The 21,267-nt window shown below is 45.4% G+C and carries 23 protein-coding genes; 12 read left to right on the forward strand and 11 right to left on the reverse strand.

Annotation, left to right across the window (positions count from 1 at the left end):
- Nucleotides 1-24: 24 nt before the first annotated feature.
- Nucleotides 25-327, reverse strand: coding sequence for a type II toxin-antitoxin system RelE/ParE family toxin (locus AOC29_RS01870; RefSeq protein ID WP_215296369.1), 303 nt, complete (start codon nt 325-327; stop codon nt 25-27).
- A 113-nt stretch (nt 328-440) separates the two neighbouring features.
- Between AOC29_RS01870 and AOC29_RS01875 the strand changes: the two genes are divergently transcribed.
- Together AOC29_RS01875 and AOC29_RS01880 are read left to right on the forward strand one after the other, a co-directional pair.
- Nucleotides 441-2,060 carry a GMC family oxidoreductase gene (locus AOC29_RS01875; protein ID WP_215296370.1) on the forward strand — a complete coding sequence of 540 codons (1,620 nt, stop codon included), beginning with the start codon at nt 441-443 and terminating at the stop codon, nt 2,058-2,060.
- A 28-nt stretch (nt 2,061-2,088) separates the two neighbouring features.
- On the forward strand, nt 2,089-2,961 hold the full coding sequence (locus AOC29_RS01880) for an EamA family transporter (protein ID WP_215297281.1): 873 nt from the start codon (nt 2,089-2,091) through the stop codon (nt 2,959-2,961).
- Between the two features lie 68 nt (nt 2,962-3,029).
- Here the strand turns inward: AOC29_RS01880 and AOC29_RS01885 are convergent, their stop codons facing one another.
- From AOC29_RS01885 to AOC29_RS01905, 5 genes are read right to left on the reverse strand one after another with little or no spacing between them, the layout of a single operon-like run.
- On the reverse strand, nt 3,030-3,848 hold the full coding sequence (locus tag AOC29_RS01885) for a sulfite exporter TauE/SafE family protein (protein WP_215296371.1): 819 nt from the start codon (nt 3,846-3,848) through the stop codon (nt 3,030-3,032).
- A gap of 51 nt (nt 3,849-3,899) precedes the next feature.
- Nucleotides 3,900-4,322, reverse strand: coding sequence for a hypothetical protein (locus AOC29_RS01890; protein ID WP_215296372.1), 423 nt, complete (start codon nt 4,320-4,322; stop codon nt 3,900-3,902).
- Entirely contained in the window at nt 4,319-5,143 is an 825-nt protein-coding gene (locus AOC29_RS01895; RefSeq protein WP_215296373.1) for an FAD:protein FMN transferase, read from the reverse strand. The genes AOC29_RS01890 and AOC29_RS01895 overlap by 4 nt, the downstream gene beginning before the upstream one ends.
- Nucleotides 5,144-5,158: 15 nt before the next feature.
- Entirely contained in the window at nt 5,159-5,707 is a 549-nt protein-coding gene (locus AOC29_RS01900) for an FMN-binding protein (protein WP_215296374.1), read from the reverse strand.
- A gap of 15 nt (nt 5,708-5,722) precedes the next feature.
- On the reverse strand, nt 5,723-6,637 hold the full coding sequence (locus tag AOC29_RS01905; protein WP_215296375.1) for a DUF6662 family protein: 915 nt from the start codon (nt 6,635-6,637) through the stop codon (nt 5,723-5,725).
- A gap of 150 nt (nt 6,638-6,787) precedes the next feature.
- Here AOC29_RS01905 and AOC29_RS01910 point away from each other — a divergent pair, with 150 nt between their 5' ends.
- Nucleotides 6,788-7,030, forward strand: a complete 243-nt coding sequence (locus AOC29_RS01910; protein ID WP_215296376.1) for a DUF3820 family protein — start codon at nt 6,788-6,790, stop codon at nt 7,028-7,030.
- Here the strand turns inward: AOC29_RS01910 and AOC29_RS01915 are convergent.
- Nucleotides 7,022-8,071, reverse strand: coding sequence for a DNA/RNA non-specific endonuclease (locus tag AOC29_RS01915; protein WP_251370041.1), 1,050 nt, complete (start codon nt 8,069-8,071; stop codon nt 7,022-7,024). The genes AOC29_RS01910 and AOC29_RS01915 overlap by 9 nt on opposite strands.
- Before the next feature lie 492 nt (nt 8,072-8,563).
- On the opposite strand from AOC29_RS01915, the gene AOC29_RS01920 reads away from it, so the two are divergent.
- Nucleotides 8,564-9,553: a transglycosylase SLT domain-containing protein gene (locus AOC29_RS01920; protein ID WP_215296377.1), complete on the forward strand. Its 990-nt coding sequence runs from the start codon at nt 8,564-8,566 to the stop codon at nt 9,551-9,553.
- 82 nt (nt 9,554-9,635) lie between these two features.
- Here AOC29_RS01920 and AOC29_RS01925 read toward each other — a convergent pair whose 3' ends face one another.
- On the reverse strand, nt 9,636-9,983 hold the full coding sequence (locus AOC29_RS01925; protein ID WP_215296378.1) for an FKBP-type peptidyl-prolyl cis-trans isomerase: 348 nt from the start codon (nt 9,981-9,983) through the stop codon (nt 9,636-9,638).
- An 85-nt stretch (nt 9,984-10,068) separates the two neighbouring features.
- Here AOC29_RS01925 and AOC29_RS01930 point away from each other — a divergent pair, with 85 nt between their 5' ends.
- Nucleotides 10,069-11,085, forward strand: coding sequence for a DUF6352 family protein (locus AOC29_RS01930; RefSeq protein WP_215296379.1), 1,017 nt, complete (start codon nt 10,069-10,071; stop codon nt 11,083-11,085).
- On the opposite strand, the gene AOC29_RS01935 is transcribed toward AOC29_RS01930, so the two are convergent.
- A complete protein-coding gene (locus AOC29_RS01935; RefSeq protein WP_215297285.1) occupies nt 11,082-12,254 on the reverse strand; it encodes an MFS transporter in 1,173 nt (390 codons plus the stop codon). The genes AOC29_RS01930 and AOC29_RS01935 overlap by 4 nt on opposite strands.
- A 256-nt stretch (nt 12,255-12,510) precedes the next feature.
- On the opposite strand from AOC29_RS01935, the gene AOC29_RS01940 reads away from it, so the two are divergent.
- Together AOC29_RS01940 and msrP are read left to right on the forward strand one after the other, a co-directional pair.
- Nucleotides 12,511-14,745, forward strand: a complete 2,235-nt coding sequence (locus AOC29_RS01940) for an NADP-dependent isocitrate dehydrogenase (protein ID WP_215296380.1) — start codon at nt 12,511-12,513, stop codon at nt 14,743-14,745.
- A gap of 129 nt (nt 14,746-14,874) precedes the next feature.
- Nucleotides 14,875-15,837, forward strand: coding sequence for a protein-methionine-sulfoxide reductase catalytic subunit MsrP (gene msrP / locus AOC29_RS01945; RefSeq protein WP_215296381.1), 963 nt, complete (start codon nt 14,875-14,877; stop codon nt 15,835-15,837).
- A gap of 28 nt (nt 15,838-15,865) precedes the next feature.
- On the opposite strand, the gene AOC29_RS01950 is transcribed toward msrP, so the two are convergent.
- Complete coding sequence (locus AOC29_RS01950; protein WP_215296382.1) at nt 15,866-17,455, reverse strand: 4-hydroxyphenylacetate 3-hydroxylase family protein; 1,590 nt, start codon at nt 17,453-17,455, stop codon at nt 15,866-15,868.
- Between the two features lie 91 nt (nt 17,456-17,546).
- Here AOC29_RS01950 and AOC29_RS01955 point away from each other — a divergent pair, with 91 nt between their 5' ends.
- From AOC29_RS01955 to AOC29_RS01965, 3 genes are all read left to right on the forward strand, one after another.
- Nucleotides 17,547-18,200, forward strand: coding sequence for a TetR/AcrR family transcriptional regulator (locus AOC29_RS01955; RefSeq protein ID WP_215296383.1), 654 nt, complete (start codon nt 17,547-17,549; stop codon nt 18,198-18,200).
- 28 nt (nt 18,201-18,228) lie between these two features.
- A complete protein-coding gene (locus AOC29_RS01960) occupies nt 18,229-18,759 on the forward strand; it encodes an isochorismatase family protein (RefSeq protein WP_251370042.1) in 531 nt (176 codons plus the stop codon).
- A gap of 62 nt (nt 18,760-18,821) precedes the next feature.
- Complete coding sequence (locus AOC29_RS01965) at nt 18,822-19,592, forward strand: SDR family NAD(P)-dependent oxidoreductase (protein WP_215296385.1); 771 nt, start codon at nt 18,822-18,824, stop codon at nt 19,590-19,592.
- 3 nt (nt 19,593-19,595) lie between these two features.
- On the opposite strand, the gene AOC29_RS01970 is transcribed toward AOC29_RS01965, so the two are convergent.
- Entirely contained in the window at nt 19,596-20,144 is a 549-nt protein-coding gene (locus AOC29_RS01970; RefSeq protein ID WP_215296386.1) for a DUF2889 domain-containing protein, read from the reverse strand.
- A 97-nt stretch (nt 20,145-20,241) separates the two neighbouring features.
- Between AOC29_RS01970 and AOC29_RS01975 the strand changes: the two genes are divergently transcribed.
- Together AOC29_RS01975 and AOC29_RS01980 are read left to right on the forward strand one after the other, a co-directional pair.
- Complete coding sequence (locus tag AOC29_RS01975; protein WP_215296387.1) at nt 20,242-20,970, forward strand: pseudouridine synthase; 729 nt, start codon at nt 20,242-20,244, stop codon at nt 20,968-20,970.
- Nucleotides 20,967-21,266: a 4a-hydroxytetrahydrobiopterin dehydratase gene (locus AOC29_RS01980; RefSeq protein WP_215296388.1), complete on the forward strand. Its 300-nt coding sequence runs from the start codon at nt 20,967-20,969 to the stop codon at nt 21,264-21,266. Before AOC29_RS01975 ends, AOC29_RS01980 begins: the two co-directional genes overlap by 4 nt.
- The last annotated feature ends 1 nt before the right edge of the window (nt 21,267 follow it).

Genomic DNA, 21,267 nt, shown 5'->3' on the forward strand with positions numbered 1-21,267 from the left:
CTTTATTCAAGTGTCTTTGAGTTGTCATTTGAGACGAATTGATCGTTTTAGTTGATTGTAGAAATTTTCATGAGGTCCAATTTGACAGAACTCAATCCAGGTTATGAAATTTCCATCTGCAAAATGGTTAAATTGATATGCCATTAAATATTCCTGTTTATTAAAGCGAAACTTATAAACAAATATTCCCTGTAGATCACCAAGTTTTTGCTGACCTATCCTGGGGTTGTTACAAACTTCAATAACCTTATCTTCTATCGCTAACTGCAAAGGCTTTGAAGCCCTTTTGACAAATTGAGCAAAGGCTCTTTTATAGCAAGTTCTCATGATCTAATAATAGATCGTAATTGATTCTATAACAAATCAACAAAAATGCCAAGAAATACCTGATTTTTTTATTGGTCAATAATAGAAGCAACTATGTTTTAAGCAGCGGATACATGACTCAAGCAAACACTTACGACTACATCATTATTGGGGCAGGCAGTGCCGGTTGTATGTTGGCTAAGCGTTTAACTGAGAACCCGCAAAAGAGGGTTTTATTAATAGAGGCCGGTAAGAGCGATCGCTATATCTGGATTCATATTCCGGTGGGCTATCTTTACTGCATTGATAATCCAAAAACAGATTGGCGTTTTAAGACGGTTGCCGAAAAAGGTCTCAATGGCCGCTCCTTGTTATATCCCCGCGGTCGTGTACTTGGTGGATGTTCATCGATTAACGGCATGATCTACATGCGCGGTCAAGCAAGTGACTATGAGTCTTGGGTACAAGCCACAGGCGATGAAGCTTGGTCTTGGGAGAATGTACTCAAGCGCTATAAAGTATTTGAGGATTACCACAGTGATGCCAATCAATGGCACGGCAAAGGTGGCGAGTGGACCGTATCGAAGCAACGCTTGCGTTGGCCCATCATGGACCGATTTAAAGATGCGGCAATAGAAGCTGGCATTCCAGCATCAGATGACTTTAATCGTGGTGATAACTTTGGTGTAGGCTACTTTGATGTGAGCCAGCGTAAGGGTTGGAGGCTCAATACATCAAAAGCATTTTTAAAAGATGCTGTCAAGCGTAGTAATCTGACGGTGCTCACCGAAGCCATGGTAACCAAACTCAAGATTGATCCATTAACTAAACGTTGTTACGGGGTTGAGTACCGCAGAAACGGTATGGTCACTGAATCATTGATCAATCCAGGCGGCGAAGTGATTCTGAGTGCTGGCTCTATTGGTAGCGTGCAAATTTTAGAACGTTCCGGTATTGGCGCTGCAGCGCATTTAAATCAGCTGGGTATCCCGGTGATTGCAGACTTACCGGGGGTTGGTGAAAACCTGCAGGATCATTTGCAATTGCGGATGATTTATAAAGTAAAAGGCATCAAAACTCTCAACACCCAAGCAAATTCATTATTTGGCAAGATGATGATTGGACTGGAGTATCTCTTGAAGCGTTCGGGACCGATGTCGATGGCGCCTTCACAGCTGGGGGCATTTGCTTATAGCTCTTCAGTTCAAAAGAGTGCTAACGTGGAATATCACGTGCAACCTTTGTCGCTTGAACGTTTTGGTGAAGACTTGCATTCCTTCAATGCGTTCACTGCTAGTGTATGCAACTTGCGTCCCACTTCAAGGGGTAGCGTACACATCACCTCTGTTGATCCTGAAGCGCCTCCAGCAATTCAACCGAACTACTTATCTACTGAAGAAGATCGTAAGGTGGCAGTAGAGTCATTACGTTTAACTCGGAAGATTGTGGAAAGCCCTGCACTCAAACCTTTTACGCCAGAAGAATATAAGCCGGGTATTCAATATCAAAGTGACGAAGAGTTGGTAAAAGCAGCAGGAGATATTGGTACGACGATTTTTCATCCAGTGGGCACTTGCAAGATGGGGCGGCCCGATGATCCGATGGCCGTTCTAGACTCACAATTGCGAGTAAGGGGGATTCATCATTTGAGGGTAGTAGATGCTTCTGCCATGCCCACCATTACTTCGGGTAATACGGCTGCACCAACCATGATGATTGCAGAGCGCGTAGCGGAATTGCTGACGCGTGAGTAATTCATTGAAGCCATCTCTTAATTACCAATTGCCTGTTAGCCATTTGTTACTGGCATTAGCCATTGTGGCCGTATGGGGAACCAACTTTGTAGTGATCAAAATTTCTTTAGAGAGTTTTCCGCCTTTTTTGTTTGCCGCCTTGCGTTTTGTATTTGCCTTTTTGCCAGCAGTGTTCTTCTTGCCTAGACCAAAGGTCTCATGGGTCAATCTCTGTATTTACGGTCTTGCAGTAGGGGTCGGGCAGTTCGGGATTTTATATTTTGCGATTGATGGCAATATTTCACCTGGCCTGGCTTCTTTGGTCGTTCAGACGCAGGTATTTTTCACGATTGGTTTTGCGATGCTGTTTGCTAAAGAACAGTTAAAACTCTATCAGGCGGTTGCAGTAGCCATTGCTATGACCGGTTTAGGAATTATTGCGGTCCATACAGATGCTACTACCACCTTTCTGGGTTTAGCCTTAGTGGTATTTGCAGGTTTTTCTTGGGGTGTAGCCAATACTGCCAGTCGCCGTGCCGGTGCTATCAACATGCTTTCTTATGTAGTGTGGGCTAGTGCTTTTGCAATTCCACCATTGCTGCTGATCTCCTGGATTTTTGAAGGAGGTTGGGGCTCGATGTATGTCTCACTCACTTCAGCGCCAACAGGTGCCTGGCTTGGTGTTCTGTGGCAGTCTTGGGGAAATACGCTCTTCGGCTATGGTGCTTGGGCGTGGCTACTCTCCAAACATCCTGCAGCAGCTGTGGCACCTGCACCCTTATTGGTGCCCATTTTTGGTATGGGCTCTGCAGCATTTTTCTTGAGTGAGCCTTTGCCCCTATGGAAAATTTTGGCAGCAGGTATTGTCATCTTGGGCTTGATGGTCAATTTGTTTTGGCCCTACTGGAAAACTCAAAGATGATTAGAAGTCTGAGATGAGCTAGAAGGCTTCACGCTTTATTGCTGCACAACCTCATACATCAATACAAATCATAGTAAATGCAGACCTTTCAGCGTGAGGCTGACTGCTACACCAAAAACCATGACTGCAAAGACTTGCTGCAACTTCGGCCCACTGAGCTTTTTGCTGATTGCTAGACCAATAAGTAGGCCGCCGAGGGCGCCGATAGAAAAGGGTGCAGCCACAATGAAATTAAAGCTACCCGTTGCCGCAGAGAAGATGACGCTTCCACCAGAAATTAGAGCTTGTACGCCCAATGAAGTAACGATGATCGATTGAGTTGATAAATTGGTATAGCGTTTTAAGGCCGGAATAATGATGAAGCCGCCACCCACTCCAAGTAGTCCCGATAAGAGACCTGCCAAGCCGCCGGTAAGAGCAAGCGCCTTAGCGCAGGGAACATTCCAAGTCAACTTTCCAGCTGATGGATTAAGCAAACAAGGGGGTGGCTGCCTGGGAGGTTCTGGGATACCTAAAGCGGTATTGCGAGCTTGTCTATATTGGTTAAACGCGGAGTAAAAGAGCGCGCTGCTAAAAATAAGTAGTAGCGGACCATTTGGGATGTGGCTTGCCAACCAAAATCCAGCAGGAGCCAATATCACTCCAAAGATAGCCATGAAGATGGCGGCTTTATAGCGTAGAAGATTATTTTTTAGCCCCAGTAAAGCGCCCACGCTGGCAGCAAGGGCAATTGCCGAGAGGGATATGGGGCTGGCATCTACCATATTCAGATGAAGGGCAAATACTAATAGTGGGACAGAGAGAATGCCGCCACCCGCGCCAGTCAGCCCCATGAGAACTCCCACAATAATTCCGAGGGCTGGGCTGATGAGCAATGAGTTATCCATTGCTATGGATTTTATAGGGCGAATCAATCCAGAAGTAAGGTGTTTGGGTTGCTAACTCCTCGCTTGCTTGTTCAGGCCCATGGGAATGTGTATTAAGAAAACGGCAAAAAACAGAAGACCAAGCCCCCAATGAGTACTGACTACCGTTTCCCGAATGGCTTCTGGACCGTAATACAGAAGTAAGCCAGTAACCATTAATGCGCTTAAGAAGCTCAGTTGGCCTAAGCCGCTCCACCATTTTCTTTTAGACTTCAGTCCGGCCTTGAGGTGGAAAGGAAGAACAGACCCTAGTGAAAGGATTGTCAGCATAGCCGCTACCCCATGAATCACTAAAATATTGTGTGATCCCAAAATGGATCGTTGAATCTGAAATTCGTGACCTATTAAGTAAATGCCGCCGCTTAAAGAGCAACTGGAGATCCCAAGTATCACAAACCATTTCTGCCATTCTGGCATTTTTCCTAAACGACTCATATGGCAATCCGAATAGCTTGTGCCGAGAATTTAGCAAAGCAAGGATGATTGGCTTGTTTTGATAAAGCGAGCACTTTAGTGAGGGCATCGGCATAAACGCATTCTTTTGCGAGGATGGAATAGGAGTCTGAAGATTGAATATAAATATCAGATTCTTCTGTTGCTAGGGGATTGATGAGATGACTTTCATGCCCATCTCTTTTTGCAAAATACAGGCTACTAGTAGCTAGCGCAGCGTTTTGCAGAGAGCCGATTTGAAGCAGCTCTGAAAGATTTTTTGGATTGCGAATCTGAACGGGTTTAGGGGCATCTCCAAATACTCTCAAGTCACCTCCTGCATTGACTATGCCAGAGCGAATCCCTTCGGAGATCAGAATCTTGACTGCCATATCAACTGCAAAGCCTTTGGCAATGCCACCAAGATCTAAACATACGGGACGAGAGGAGGTGATGAGCTCAGGCGTCAAAAAACAGATGTCTTCAATGCCACCAAGATTGTGATTGGTGATGTCAATATGACGGGGTAAAAGACCAGCAGCAACCAAGCGATGCCCAATACCGCAGTTAAATAGACCACGTGAGTGACGATGTACCTGTTTTGCAATGCTTAGCACTTGTGAGGTCCAGGGATGAATATCTACCGCCCGGAGATGGGCATAACGATTGAGGTAATTGAGTTCGCTATCGGTCTGATGAAAGCCCATTAAGCCCTGAATCTTTTCGATGGCGGCAAAGGCATGATCTACAGCAGCCTGATCGGTATCTTGATCAATAGTAATTTCGACAAAGGTTCCTAAAAGTGGTTTGCAGCGAGTCTTCATGACATCATTGAATGCTTATTGAGATTTGACTGGCATGTTCTTGAGGGCCAAGTCATAGAGCACAGTGATCCGTTTTATGCCATCGGTGAGGTGCTTGCAAGAAAGGGTTGCGCCCCCAATATTTTGAATATCTTGATTCAGTTTGATGGGGTCGTTGATAGTTTTACCAACAAATTGTTTGCGCCACTGTGCCTCAGCTACTTCGTAGCCATAAGATTCCACATACTCTAGGACTTCAATGCCCAAAACACTCCCCTTTGTATTTAAGGCGACGGCGTAGGTAATCATTTCATGCTTACCTACGACCTCATCAATCACAAACCATCCGCCATCGGATGACCTCCATATGCGATCACCTTGAAAGGGATGGCGGATGCTAGAAGCCGCTCGCATCTTTTCTTGTAAATCATCAGTAATGATGATGGGTGATTTACTGAGTACCTTATTGGGGAAAAGTATTTGCTGGGCTTGTTCGCTAGAGATGTAAATCTTTGCTTGCGCAAAGATTGGTGCAACTAGTATGGATAGCCCTACTACAGCATATGGATTTGGTTTCCAATTCATGATCTTATTTTTTTATTAGTTCAGTGGAAAGCCAACTTTGAGAATGTATTCATTGACTGAGTGGCTATCCCACACGCGGGCATTGGAGCATTCTGCCTCGCCACCACCCATGCAGGTTCCGCCTGCTAATTGATAGCGCCATGCACCTGTAACCCACCAGTCTTTTGCGGCGTAGTGCAAATTCGGGCCAACAAAGGTTGCGCGCTGCACTTGATTACGTAAATTAAGTTCTGAGTAGTCATTGTGAAAGCGTGCTTCAACGCCAGCTGACCACTTTGGGGCAAATCGATAGCTAGCGCCAACCAAGATATCTAACATTGACTCAGGAACGTTGCCATTTTCAATAAACTTCAAACGCTCGTTGGCAACAACGACGTTACTAGCCAAAATTAAGCGGTCGTCAATGAAGTTCGATTGCAGTAATAACCTCGCTTCGATCTCATCTTTATTTCTTCCCCAGGTGGGTTCTAAATAAAGACCAACACCAACGGGCGAAGTCACTGGATTTGTAATACGGTAAATAGCTTCTAAAGAGCCACCTTCGATACCACTCTTTCTATATGCAGTCGATGGGTCATGTGAAGAAGGGACTCCATAACCTCCGGTACAAGTAGGCGCATCGCCGCACGCTTCTGGATTGGTGTAGTTTTGATTGGCATTCGTGTAGTACGAGTTGATATAGCCAGCAACTTGTAAGTCGTTGGTCAGGCCGTACTCAAGTTCTGTTCTAGCAGTCCATGCATCGTAAGTGCCTGCGGCTTGCGTTTGGTTGAGTTGTAGTCGCTGCTCAAATTCCCACTTACCTTTGGGTTGAAGGTCTAGGGTATAGATCCAACCAAAGGCTCCTTCACCAGCATGGGCTAATGAGAGGTGCAAAGTAGCGGCGAGGACGAGGCTAAAGGCAATCAGTTTTTGAATGGTCAGTTTCATGGTTTTCTGAGAGAGGGTTGATAAAAGTAAATGAGAATAGTTCTCAATATAACATCAAATGAGAATGATTCTCAAATAAGAAAAGCCTATCTTTAAATAAATGATGAAATTTGTGGGGGAATTTACTTTCCCTTGTAAGATTTCTTTTCAATGGATGCACAAGCGCTAGAAAAACTCGTACTCATGAAGATGCCCTTTGGTAAGCATGCAGGGCGTGCACTAGCAGACTTGCCAGGAAACTATTTGGCTTGGTTTGCGCGCGAGGGATTTCCTAAGGGTGAATTAGGTGAGTTGCTAGAGCTAATGCATACATTGGATCACAACGGATTACGTGGACTGCTAGCACCTATTCAGCGCGTACATGGCTTGCAAGCCAAATCAAAACTACTTTGAGTGAACGATCGCAGTTACCCGATGACGTTCGTAGCTCACGTTGGGTGAGTCTGGCGGACTGCTTTGCGTGAGCTGAGTTCTTAATGATGTTTTTAAGTCTATTTGTCTGGCAATGCTATTCGCTAACTCAGCATTGCGATCATATTGAATCTGAACGCTGGCTACTTTCCCATCTTGAATACGGGCAATCAGGGCGTTGACCTTATCAACTGAATATTCATCGAAAAAGATTGGATACCATCCTCCCATCAAATCCTGATGAGGCTTGGCAGTTGGGGGTTTGACGGTTGGCGTGATTGCTTGCTTGGTCTGGGAAGCACCTACTTTGATGGGTAATTGAAAATCAATTCCTATTTTGGTCATTAATTCAGCATAAGAAATAGGCGGGGACATTTGGGCTTCATTACTGTTCTCGATCCAGTAAGCCCAAGCCTCATTTTTATCAGGGTCATAAACTAACTTAAATAAATGACTCGGAATGGTGACATGGCTTCTGCCTATGCTGCCTTGATTTCCAGTGGAGCCGGTAAAGACATAAATATCTCCAGTAGCTCTTTTGGCATAAAGTCTAGTTGGTTCCTCAACATTTTTGGCCCAAATGCCTTGATTGTTCTGTCTGGCCTGCGGCATCATATTTGCCAATGAGAATGACTGAGCCATCGCTCTTTCATTGCTCATATCTCCAGCGGGGGCGTTGTGACCGCGATCGTAACCACTGCCGCGGTAGTCTGAGAGCAAAGCCCGCTCTGCAAAAGGAAGCCTGGCCTCTTCATAAAACTGGTTGCTTCTGCGGGGGTGTGGGGCTAGCAGTTGGTCGCGATGAAGTTTTTCTATCGTATAAATCGGCTTTTTATCCTGAGGAGAGTAAAAAACTGCAAAGCTATCAAAGCAAAGATCTCGTCCCATTTGGTTAGTAATTGGAACCTGTTGAGCTGGAAAGAGGTTCTTGCATTCATCGAAAAGGGCAAAAGCCCTCAAAGGACTCAGCAATAAAAACAGCAAAACTAGGGGCGCGAGGAGCTTGCGGGAGAATTTCATCATCTGTAAGTGTAGGGGCTGGGCGATCCTATTTAAATACATTCTGACTTGAGTTAGCTTTTGAGCTAGTCAGAAATTGATCCTTACTGGACTCAGGTTGGGAGCTCAAGAACTCAAAGTCTTGAAAAATAATGTCCTGCAGCATTAGTCAGCCTGATACTACCGGTAGAAATTTTGAGCGACTGAAATACTAGATGTATGGTTTTTGCAGGCAATTTTTCATTCCGAATAGTAAAAAAGTCTAGATTTAGGTAATTTTTTATAAAATGAAATTAGTGCTTCTTAACTTCCATAAGTCATTGATTTAAATAGACTTAATATGATTTATTTGGTGCATATACGGGAACTCCCGTAATTCAAGACCTAAAAGTTATTGAAATAGCTTTCCTTATTCTTGACTTGATATAAGAACCTTTTTAGGATGACCCATGTTTTTTAAATATTGCGTTGCAGCAAAATTCTTTATAAAGTTTTGAGCTGCTCGCGACAAGGTGAATGATTAAATATTTATCCAAAAATTTGATTGAGATGCTCGATAGGCAACCAGCCTTTTTGAGTGCTAAGGCGCTGCTAGCCCAGGCGATGGCTCCAGTCTATCGAGTCGTTAACGGCCTATTGGCTCTGAGCGTCTTCATGGTAGTAGGTCTTTGGCTATCAGGTAATGGGACGAATGCGGGTGCCTTCGATCTCGCCCGTATCTTGGTGCCAGATGAGGCGCGCCATATCGTGTGGAGCAATGGCTTTAGCATGCTCGATCAATATAAGAGTGCTAATGAGAGCTCTGCTTCCGTTGCCTCTGAAACAAATATTGCGAGTGTCATTTACCCAAAATCAATCCCTGGCGGCTCTAGCTTTCCAAGCGCCAAACAACAAACCATTGCTTTGTTAGCGCCCTCTGTCGCGAAGATTCAAGTGAAGTCGATCTCTCATTTGGCTGATCGCATTCCAACATCCAAGATCGACCCTCAAGCCTTGGATAGTAATTTGATGGGTTCGATTCAGAATCAGCGTGCAGTTGCAGATTTCTTTGAAAAGAAATACAGCCTCGATCGCGCGAAGATTGAAGAATATGTTTCTAATACGATCTTGATTGCCAAGGAAGTGAACATTGATCCCGTATTGTTATTGGCAGTGATCTCTGTAGAGTCCAACTTCAATCCCAATATCAAGAGTCATGCAGGCGCAGAAGGATTGATGCAGGTAATGACTTCAGTACACCGTGAGAAATATGCCTTGTTTGGTGGCACGCAAGAAGCGGTCAAGCCAGAGGTCAATATTCGTGTTGGCGCTTATATCTTGAAGTACCTCATTGCCACCGCAGGTTCTTTGCGTAATGGTCTGAAGTTCTATGTTGGCGCGGCCAATATTGAAGATGATGGTGGCTATACAGATAAAGTGATGGCAGAACGTAATCGCTTGATTAGCTTATGCCAAACCCGCTCGATAAATCGCTTAAGCTTGAATGGTAAAGACGTACGCTCTTAATTTAAAGAGTTCACGAAGCTGAATAATTAAAAAAGCCACCCTCGGGTAGCTTTTATTTTGGCTAAGTAGCTAAGAGCAGTGCTTAGTTCACACCGTGTAATTCCACATCAAAGACCAGAGTCGCATTAGGAGGGATGACGCCGCCAGCACCCCTGGCCCCATAACCCATTTCAGAAGGGATAATTAAAGTGCGCTTGCCGCCAATCTTCATGCCCGCAACGCCTTGGTCCCAACCCTTAATCACATGGCCTGCGCCCAAGGGAAAACTAAAGAGCTGACCGCGATCCAGTGAGCTGTCAAATTTCTGGCCTTTATGGTCAGGGGCATTTTCGTCATAGAGCCAGCCGGTGTAATGCACATCAACGTCATTGCCAGTAGCAGCCTCTTTGCCGTCACCAACAACGGTATCGATTTTTTTGAGTTCGGTCATGATTTTTCCTATTGGGTACAAAATGACTGGCTAGTATATTCTGAGCTCTAGATTCTTACTGTAAGCGCAATGAAAACGGAATGACATGAGCAACTACTGGCCCAATTCTGCATATCAAACCCTGCTAACCAGCCCTGATGGGCAGTTATTGGTAACAGACGATTTTTTACGCACCTATTTACAAAGACCTGAACTCAGCCTAGTTCCAGAATCTTGTGCTGCCGAGCAAGCGCTGCATCAGCGCCTTACTGAAAATCCTCGCATAGAAATTACCGAGCAAGAGATTGCGGCGATGGCTGATGAGGATATTCAGGAAAACTATCGAGTTTGGCTCCGCTACCGAACACGTCTATTAGCAGCAAGCTCCTTAGAAGGTTTTTATATGAGTTTATTTAAGGGGGATGGGGTTGATGTGCCCCCCTTATTTGTGATGCAACTAGCCCAAATTTTTGTGCGCCATATCTTGGGAGATGATACGCATCCGCTGGAAGTACGCATGGGCGAGATCTTCTTTAGAACTCAAAAAATCACTGTTTTGGAGGACAGCATTGTCATGGCCGCCGACGAAGAGGTGGTTGCTCGTAATGCGCAAGCGGGCGAGTCCGGCAACATCATGGACTTACTGAAAGGTAAATCCATGCTCACGAAGTCTGCTGATCTTGATGTTTTGTATGAAGACAATGCTGCCGAATATTGGACGCGTAATGAGGACTTTGATTTTGCCGTTCAACTCAATTTTGGGCATGAGCCAATTAATCATTTTTGTCGCGTACTAGAAAAGTGGATTAAACATTTTCTGGGGGTGGCAGTACGCATTACCCCAATGCAGCAAATTAGTGATCCTAAGTGGTCCTGGCATGTCGGTTTAGATGCGGCAGCAACTGAGATTTTAAATAAGCTTTACAACAAAGAATTGTTAGAGGCAGATGAGCTCGAGAAAGTGATTTGTCTATTTCGTCTTGACTTTATTGACGAGACTGCGGTGACTAAGGTGCAGCAAGGGAAGCCCGTCTATCTTGCTATTGCCATGAATGATCAGCAGCAATTAAAGCTAAAGCCACAAAACTTATTATTTAATTTGCCGCTAGCGAGAGCGTCTTAAGCGATTTGCTGCTTCTTATTCTGGGCTGATAGCCAAAGCAGTGCCAGCGCAGTAATGATCACAGGAATCAGAGAGCCGAGGTTCAAAATACTCCACCCTTGTGAGGTAATTAAGGCACCAGAACCAAAGGAAGTGAAGGCCATCGTGCCAAATACAAAGAAGTTAATCGCTGCTTGTGCTTTATCACGCTCATCGGGTTTGTAGGCAGTCATCGCCAAAGAGGTTGAGCCTGTGAATAAAAAGTTCCAGCCAACGCCTAATAAAAAGAGGGCAATCAAAAATTGACGAAGGTCTGTACCGGTGAGTGCAATCAGAATGCAGATGAAGTTGAGTGCGACTCCGATACTCATAATCTTGAGGGCACCAAAACGTTGTATTAAGGTGCCAGTAAAAAATCCTGGAGCAAACATACCAATGACATGCCACTCCAAAACTAGGGCTGTATCGGAAAAAGGCAGGCTACAAATTTGCATCGCTAAGGGTGTGGCCGCCATCAGAAGATTCATCACCCCGTAACCAAGTGCTGCCCCAATTACAGCAACCATAAACACGGGTTGCTTGAGGATGGCCTTTAGGGGGCGTCCATCCGCCAGAGAGTGCTCGGTTTTGAATTCGGTAGGGAAGTGGATGAATTGCATTACGACGATCCCCATTAGGCCGGCAATCGAAAGCGTGAGGTAGGCGCCCAAGAATGCAGTGTCAAAAAGATTGCGGGTCCAGGAGGCTAGGTTCGGCCCAATGACGGCTCCTAAGATTCCGCCTGCCAATACCCAAGACACGGCTTTGTCACGTTGACTCGCTACGGTGAGTTCTGCTGCAGCAAAACGGTAGAGTTGACCATTGGCGCTGTAATAGCCGGCAATAAAGGTGCCTGTTACCAAAAGCCAAAAGTTTCGGCTCAGAGCTGCATAGGCGCATAACAGAGCGGATAGCACTGCTACAAGCAGTCCCAACTGAAAAGAGATCTTTCTGCCAAAGTGGTTTTGAGATTTGGCCACGATTGAAGTGGAAAAGGCGGCTCCAACAACATAGCCCATGACTGGCAGCGTAGCCATCCAACTCACTGGGGCCAGACTGAGGCCAACCAAGCCATTGATGGCGATGAAGGTAACGTTATTGGTCAGAAATAGACCCTGGCAAACAATCAGCAGCACCAAGTTTTTATTCAGTAAAGGGTGCTTGCTCATCATGGCTTGCAGTTTACGAGGAATTTTCCGCTTTAGTTATTTTGGTGGATTTCCTTAAATTAGCGCTGATTTGCGACTTTGGGGTGCAAAACCCCCATTTTTGCCAATCCCAATGATTTAAAATAGAAGGCTCGGCATATCAGTAAGCCTGCTAAAAGCGGGCGGACAGAATGCGGACTCTAGGAGTGGTGGGGTCAAAATCTGACCCTGTCTATTGATCAATAGTAAGGAAACATCCATGGCTTCAGGCAAATCAAAGATTATTTACACGCTGACAGATGAGGCACCATTTTTGGCGACCTGCGCATTTCTGCCGATCATCCGTACCTTTACAGCGCCAGCTGGAGTGGAGGTAGTAGAAAGCGATATTTCAGTGGCTGGACGTATCTTGGCTGAATTTTCTGATTGTTTAGCTCCTGAGCAACGGGTTCCTGATAATTTGGCTGAGCTGGGCAAGATGACCTTAATGCCTGACGCCAACATTATTAAGCTACCCAATATCAGCGCTTCTGTTCCTCAGCTGCTCGCTGCCATTAAAGAATTACAAGATAAGGGATACAAGATCCCTCATTTTCCTGAAGATCCTAAGACCGATGAAGAGAAGGCTATCCGCACTCGTTACTCAAAGTGTTTAGGGAGCTCTGTCAATCCAGTCTTGCGCGAAGGAAACTCAGATCGTCGCGCCCCGAATGCAGTCAAACGGTATGCCCGTAAAAATCCTCACTCGATGGGTGAGTGGAGCCAAGCTTCCCGCACGCACGTGTCACACATGCATGGTGGTGATTTCTATGCTGGTGAAAAGTCGATGACGATGACTAAGGCCTGTGATGTGAAAATGGACTTGGTAACGAAGAGTGGCAAAACGATTGTGCTCAAACCAAAAGTCTCTTTATTGGCTGGCGAAATTATCGACAGCATGTATATGAGCAAAAAAGCCTTGTGCGATTTCTATGAAAAAGAAATCGAAGATGCGTATAAGACTGGCATGATGTTGTCCTTGCACGTCAAGGCTACCATGATGAAAGTCTCTCATCCGATCGTCTTTGGTCACGCCGTCAAAATTTTCTATAAAGATGCGTTTGCTAAACATGGCAAGCTATTTGATGAGCTAGGCGTCAACGTCAATAACGGCATGAGCAGCTTGTACGAGAAGATCAAGACCTTGCCTGAATCTAAGCGTGAAGAAATTATTCAAGATATTCATGCGTGTCATGAGCATCGCCCAGCATTGGCGATGGTAGATTCTGCCAAAGGCATTACCAACTTACACTCTCCAAGCGACGTGATCGTGGATGCTTCTATGCCTGCCATGATTCGGGTGGGCGGCAAGATGTGGGGCGCGGATGGTCGCTTGCATGACACCAAAGCAGTGATTCCAGAAAGTACCTTTGCCCGCATCTATCAAGAGATCATCAATTTCTGTAAGACACATGGCAACTTTGATCCAACCACTATGGGCACTGTACCTAACGTTGGCTTGATGGCTCAGCAGGCTGAGGAATATGGTTCGCATGACAAGACTTTTGAGATCTTAGAAGCAGGCGTAGCTCGTATCGTTGCGGACGACGGTACTGTATTGCTTGAGCAACATGTGGAAGCTGGTGATATCTGGCGTATGTGCCAATGTAAAGATGCTCCGATTCGTGACTGGGTCAAATTGGCAGTCAATCGTGCACGCCTCTCTAATACTCCAGCAGTATTTTGGTTAGACGAGTACCGCCCCCACGAAGCAGAGTTGATTAAGAAGGTAAAGACTTATCTCAAGGATTATGATCTCGAGGGTATCGATATCCAGATCATGTCTCAGACTCGCGCAATGCGTTACACCTTAGAGCGTGTGATACGTGGCAAAGACACCATTTCTGTTACCGGTAACATCTTGCGTGACTACCTCACCGACTTGTTCCCCATTATGGAATTGGGCACTAGCGCAAAAATGCTATCCATTGTGCCTTTGATGGCTGGCGGCGGCTTATTTGAAACTGGTGCTGGTGGTTCTGCTCCTAAGCATGTGCAACAACTCGTAGAAGAAAACCACTTACGTTGGGATTCGTTAGGTGAATTTTTAGCCTTGGGTGTGTCACTCGAAGATATTGGTGATAAGACTGGTAATGCTAAAGTGAAAATCTTAGCGCGCACTCTGGATGATGCGACTGGCAAATTATTGGATAACAATAAGTCACCTTCACCACGCACTGGTGAGTTAGATAACCGCGGTAGCCAGTTCTACTTGGCGTTGTATTGGGCTGAGGCTTTGGCTGCACAAACGGAAGATAAAGAGCTACAAGCTTACTTCGCGCCCTTAGCCAAATCTTTGGCTGAAAATGAGAAAAAGATTACTGACGAACTAAAGGCAGTTCAAGGTAAGCCTGCTGATATCGGTGGTTACTATGTAGTTGATCCTGAAAAATGTACAGCCGTGATGCGTCCTAGCGCAACATTCAATGCAGCCTTGCAGGCTATGAAAGCCTAATTTAATTGAGGTTTCAGCACAAAAAGCAAACCTTCGGGTTTGCTTTTTTGTTTTGAGCAAGCATCGCTGCATCAAGCAATAAATTATTTTCAGGAGCAAAATAGACTCAATACTTTGATGGGGTCCGCCATGCGTTTTCTTGATAAAACCATTCTTTCTAGTGACATCACGCCTCAAGCGGTTTTTGAAAACCGTCGCGCCCTGATTAAAGCGGCAGCTGCAGGTAGTTTTGGCGCTGCTCTAGCCCCCTGGTTTTCAAGACAAGCACTAGCTGCCACTCCCGATAAATTAGCTGCTACCCTCAATTCAGCCTATAGCGTTAAAGAGGAATCGACGCCTTATAAATACGTGACGAGCTACAACAACTTTTATGAGTTTGGTACCGATAAGGCTGATCCTGTTGCTTATGCCGGTAGCTTGCAAACGCGGCCCTGGACGATCTCGATTGAAGGCTTAGTAAAAAAACCGCTAACGCTCGATATTGATGCCTTATTAAAGCTCGCTCCAATGGAAGAGCGGATCTATCGCATGCGTTGCGTTGAAGGTTGGTCTATGGTGATTCCTTGGGATGGGTATTCGCTAGCCAAACTCATCAATAAGGTAGAGCCTCTGGGCTCTGCTAAGTATGTTGAATTTATTTCCTTAGCTGATCGCAAGCAAATGCCAGGACTGAGTAGCAATATTATTAGCTGGCCTTATCGTGAAGGCTTGCGGATGGATGAAGCTATGAATCCACTTACCCTCCTCACTTTCGGTCTGTATGGAGAGGTATTGCCAAAGCAAAACGGTGCGCCCGTGCGTATTGTGGTGCCTTGGAAATATGGTTTCAAGAGTGCCAAATCAATTGTCAAAATGCGGTTTACTGAAGAGATACCAAAAACCAGTTGGAATCAATTTGATGCTCGTGAGTATGGCTTTTATTCCAACGTTAATCCACAAGTTGACCACCCACGCTGGAGTCAAGCCACAGAGCGTCGTATTGGCGATGCTAAGGGGATGTTTGCTCCTAAGATCAAGACCCAGATGTTTAATGGGTATGCTGATGAGGTCGCCAGCATGTACGCTGGCATGGATTTAAAGAAGTACTATTAATTGATAAATCAGCTTTACTCAGAAAAAATTAAGTTCTTCTGCCAGGCTCTGGCAATGGCACCATCACTGCTTGACCTGGAGCACTACAACCTTGATCACAACAGCGTCCAGGCTGTTTGTTTTTAGTAATCGCCCGCTCATCATTACTCGTCAGTACTCCGCGGTCTAATAAACGTTCGACTAATTCCACTTTATTACCAATGGGATATTGGCGATAGATTTCTTTCTTCATTGCAGCAGGTGATCCACCACCATGCAAGCTGATAACGGAGTACCAGCCACCTTGATAGGATGCCGTTAAATCTTCAATAAAGCGTGCCACTTCAATGCGCTTATCGTAAGGAACTGCTGGGTTAGCACGCAAGACTTCTGCCAAGGTAGCAGCAGTCGCTGGATTGTGATCTTCATCGGGTCCAGGTAGTGCTACGATTAATCCACCCGACACCTCATGAGCTAAGCGATGCATATCGTAAATTTGCGTAGCCAATAGCAGTTTGCCGATGTTGGAGAACACGGGCTCAGGCATAAAGGATTTGCTATGTGGATCTTGAGTACCGTACACACTGGCAGCAACTCCACAAGCATAAAACCCTTCGGTAATTTTGATGAGCTCAACCATTGGGTCACGCAAATTGGATTTTGTTTCTGGATCAAAACCATTGGCTTCGCACATCAAGGCACCAGCACCAATTAAAAGATCTCCAAAGCCTGCTCTCGCCGCAATACAGCTGTGACGATGATGGGTGGCATAGCTATAAGTTAAGACGCTAGAGTGCTCCCATTCACCTGCATAAAATACCCGCTCCCACGGGACAAATACTTTATCGAAAATCACGACACCAGTAGATTGCCCATATTTACTTGAGAACAATGGTTTGCCATGCTCCACTTTATCGCCTGGCCGACCTGCAGGGCGGGCAACGATGGTAATACCTTTCGCGTCTACCGGCACTGCGCAGCAGATGGCAAAGGCTGCATCCTCTTTGCTCATATTGCGACCTGGCATGACTAAAAACTCATGCATATAAGGCGCACCAGTCACAATGGCTTTTGTTCCAGAAATCACTACACCTTTGGCATCTTGAGAAACGACGTGAACATAAGTATCTGGGTTTGCTTGTTCGTGAGGTCTGCGAGATCTGTCGCCTTTGGCATCGGTCATCGCAATGCCAAGAGATAAATCGTTTTGCTGAACATGTGAAAGGTATTCTGCAAATTTTGCGCGATGCTCATTACTTCCGCGAGCATCATCGATATGCGCTGACACTTGGCCAATTGCATTTAATGCATCATGCGCTAAATAGCGTTGAGCACAACCAGTTTCTTGGCACAGTACGCGTATCGCTTCTAATTTGTTCAGCAGATCACCAGAGGATTGATTGATATGCAACATTCGTGGTACTTGCACGCCATTTTGATCTGCCAGCATTATGGGTGCTAAAGCAGGATCGTGCACCATATCGTAGGTCACCCCCAAAGCTTGTACGCCTGGCCTTAAAGAGGGCTCATCAGCAACCGACTCAATCAGGCGACCGTCTACATATACTGTGGGCTTTAAGCTGCGCAAAGACTCCTGATAGTCGTTGCTGGTCATGAATTTGGTAGTGCTTTGGCTCATTGGGGTCCTGGTGCTAGATATTGGCAATAGCTCAAATCATACACAATAATTAAACACTGTTCAATTATTAATACAGTCGTATAATTAACCTATGAACCAAGCGATTTCTTCCCCGCGAGATCTTCGTCAGCAGGCGCTAGCGAATGCCAAGCGTAAGCATATTCTGAGTGCTGCTACAGCGGTGTTTATTGAGTTTGGTTTGGAGGCAGTCAGCATGCGCGAGATTGCTAAACGCGCTGGTTATACAGCGGGAGCTATTTACAGCTACTTTGCCAACAAAGAAGAGATTTATGGCGCTTTACTTGCCGAATCACTCGAGCGCCTAAATGCGTTTGTCGGTGAAGCGGCGCAGAGAGTATTAAGTGAACCGGGTACTGCCTTTGATGAGCTGCGTCATAGCGCTTTAGCGTTCTACCAGTTCTATCGAGATAACCCACGTGACTTGGATTTAGGTTTTTATCTCTTCCAAGGCCTAAGGCCCCGTGGTTTAGGTAATGAGTGGGATCAAGCACTCAATATGCGCCTCAGAGATGCCATGCGTCCCCAAGAGATTGCTCTGAATAAATTGGGTTGTAATGCAAAAGAGACCGATACTGAATTGACTGCGATATTTGCGCACATCGTTGGCGTGCTATTACTTAACCATACAGGTCGTATTCGGATGTTTGGAAAGGGTGCTGATGAATTAATGGCACACTATTTAGATCATTTAGCACTGCGCTTGCCCAAGAAAAAATTACTCTAAATTCATTCAAATCATGATTCATCAAGCCATGAGTATTCTCATTTTAGTTGACTATCAAACACGCTTAATGCCCAGTATTCATGATGGAGAAAAGGCTATTGCTTCAGCAATATTTTTAGCAAACGTAGCACAAGCTTTAGATATCCCAATTTTAGGAACCGAGCAAAATCCAAAGGGATTAGGACCTAATGATGAGCGTATTAAACAGTTCTGCAGTCATACTCTAGTCAAACATTCTTTCAATGCTGCAGCAGATGGTTTGGTGGATTACATGAAGTCGGTAAGTCCACAAATTACTCACGTTGTATTGGCTGGATGTGAGGCCCACGTTTGCTTGATGCAAACTGCTTTAGGTCTGCTCGAGGCGGGGTATGAGGTGGCGGTAGTGGTTGAGGCCTGTGGCAGCAGATTGGCGCAAGATAAATTGCTCGCACTCGATCGTTTAGTCCAGCAGGGAGTGATTTTGCTGGGGGCTGAAATGCTGGCATTCGAATGGCTGAAGACTTCTGACCATCCTCAATTTAAAAATATTTTGCAGTTGATAAAAAAGAGATCTTAAATAGGTGAATAATTCATTTATTCATCATTTAAGAGAAACATGATTTAAATAAAAGAGGAAATATGGAACATACCGTTTTAGTGACCGGCGCCACCGCTGGATTTGGAGAAGCAACTGCTCGACGTTTTTTGGCTCACAGCCATAAAGTCATTGCAGTCGGTAGAAGAGCGGAGCGTCTAGAGGCGCTCAAAGCATCTTTGCCAGCAGAGCAGCAGAAAAAATTATTGACTCTTGTAGTTGATGTCTGTGATAGCGCTAAAGTAGACGCATTGCCAAAAACTTTACCTGCTGACTTTGCGAATGTCACTGTACTCGTGAATAATGCCGGTCTTGCTTTAGGCTTAGAGCCTGCTTATAAAACCAGCATTTCTGATTGGGATCAAATGATTGATACCAATGTCAAAGGTTTAGTTCATATGACCCATGCGTTTTTGACAGGTATGGTTGAGCGTAAATGTGGCCATATTATTAATGTTGGCTCGGTTGCAGGTCTTTATCCTTATCCTGGAAGCAATGTGTATGGAGCTACCAAAGCATTTGTGAAGCAATTTAGTTTGAACTTGCGTGCAGACTTACTTGGTACGCGCTTACGAGTCACTTGTGTTGAGCCAGGCCTTAGCTCTGGAACTGAATACTCTAATGTTCGTTTTAAAGGCGATGATGCTAAGGCAGCAAAAGTCTATGAGAATGTACAAGCTTTGAGCTCAGACGATATTGCTGAAGCGATTTATTGGGCTGCTTTATTGCCTCCCCATATGAACATTAATGCAGTAGAAATTATGCCAATTCAGCAGTCTTTTGGAGGGACCACGATTCACCGCGGAGAGCTCTAAGCTCTAAGACTTTTTATCTTGGTCTTGCCAGCGGTAAAACTGGGGATAAATACGCATCACAACGGGGCCATTGAAATCCCAGGACTTGCAGGTGCCTAGATAGAGGGGCGGCTTATTTTCATCGGGATCAAATAGAGCCCTTGGGATCGATTGAAAAGCGGCAGTCGCCAAACTATTGAGTAGTTCGCGTAAATGGGTACAACCTGCAATGCCACCCAAGTGTGTTTGGATCGTTTTGCGCCAACCCTTACCCAAGCGCTCACCAATCAGTCCTATCATTGGAGGCATAGCTTGAGGACATTCAGGATGTGGATGACCATCCATCGCTACCTCGATATCTTGGATAACCAGTTCATCATTGAGCGTAAGACGGACCCACATGTTATGAAAAGCTTCGCCAGGTTGCCAAGTAGTTTCGCCAGTGACAAAAGGTGTTGGTTTGTAATCTTTGAGGTGACCTTCAATATCCCATAGACCATCTCCCCTTGCAAAACCATGAAAAGTAATTTCTCGAGTATGGAGTGGTGTGCGAGGTTTTGGGTTGGAGAGCATGTCGTCAATTCAATTCATATGGATAAGTCTAATGATAATGAATTCCCCGCTGTGGCAGCGGCTAGGCGGAAGTGCTCTGTAGTATGCTCTGCAGCATATGGCAAAACCGATTTCCCTTGAAAAAATTCTCTTTAGCCAAGGCTTTGGTACACGACGCTATTGCAGCGATTTGGTCTATGCCGACCTCGTGAAGGTCAACGGTGTATTAGCAGAGGATCCAGAGGAGCGCATTGCGACTGAAGGACTTGTTCTCAACGTCGAGGGTGCAGATTGGGAGTATCACGAAAAAGCGTATATCGCTTTTAATAAGCCCCCCAACTACGAGTGCTCTCATAAGACTGCGCATCACCCTAGTGTGTACAGTTTATTGCCAGCTCCTTTCGTTGAGCGGGGCTTGCAATGTGTTGGGCGTTTAGACTATGACACTACAGGGCTACTCTTGATTTCTGATGATGGTCAGTTCATTCATAAAATGACAACGCCAAAAAAGAATATCGGCAAAGTCTATGAAATCACAACACCAGAACCAATTACACAATCTCAAATCGATCACCTGATGAATGGCGTCGTTCTAGATGATGATCCAAAGCCATGTTATGCCACCGCTTGTAAGCAGCTTTCCGAGCATGTCTTAGCAATGACAATTGTGGAGGGTCGGTATCATCAGGTAAAGCGTATGATGGCTGCAGTGGGTAATCATGTGGCCAAGTTGCATCGCGCTGAAATCGGCGCTTATGTCATGCCAGCAGATCTCGCTGAGGGTCAATGGCGTTGGCTTGATGCAGAGGATTTGAAATGCTTATCGCAAAGTGTGAAGCTTAAATGAGTCAGCAGGCTTTAACAATCGACTTTGACTTTAAAGGAGTGATTCCTCTTTGGGTGCTCGAACCCTCCGGTATTCAATTGACCCGGGAGTTTATTTTTCAGGACTTTAAGCAGGCATTCGCCTTTATGACTTTATGTGCCCAATATGCTGAGGAGATTGATCATCATCCAGATTGGACCAATTCTTGGAATAAGGTGGTGGTGCACCTCAGCACTCACTCAGCAAAAGCGTTGACTGCATTGGATATTCAGATGGCAAAAGCCATGGACGCTTTTGCCTTACAGGTCCAGACTTAGA

Source organism: Polynucleobacter sp. JS-JIR-5-A7, from assembly GCF_018687935.1.
Taxonomy (GTDB): Bacteria; Pseudomonadota; Gammaproteobacteria; order Burkholderiales; family Burkholderiaceae; genus Polynucleobacter.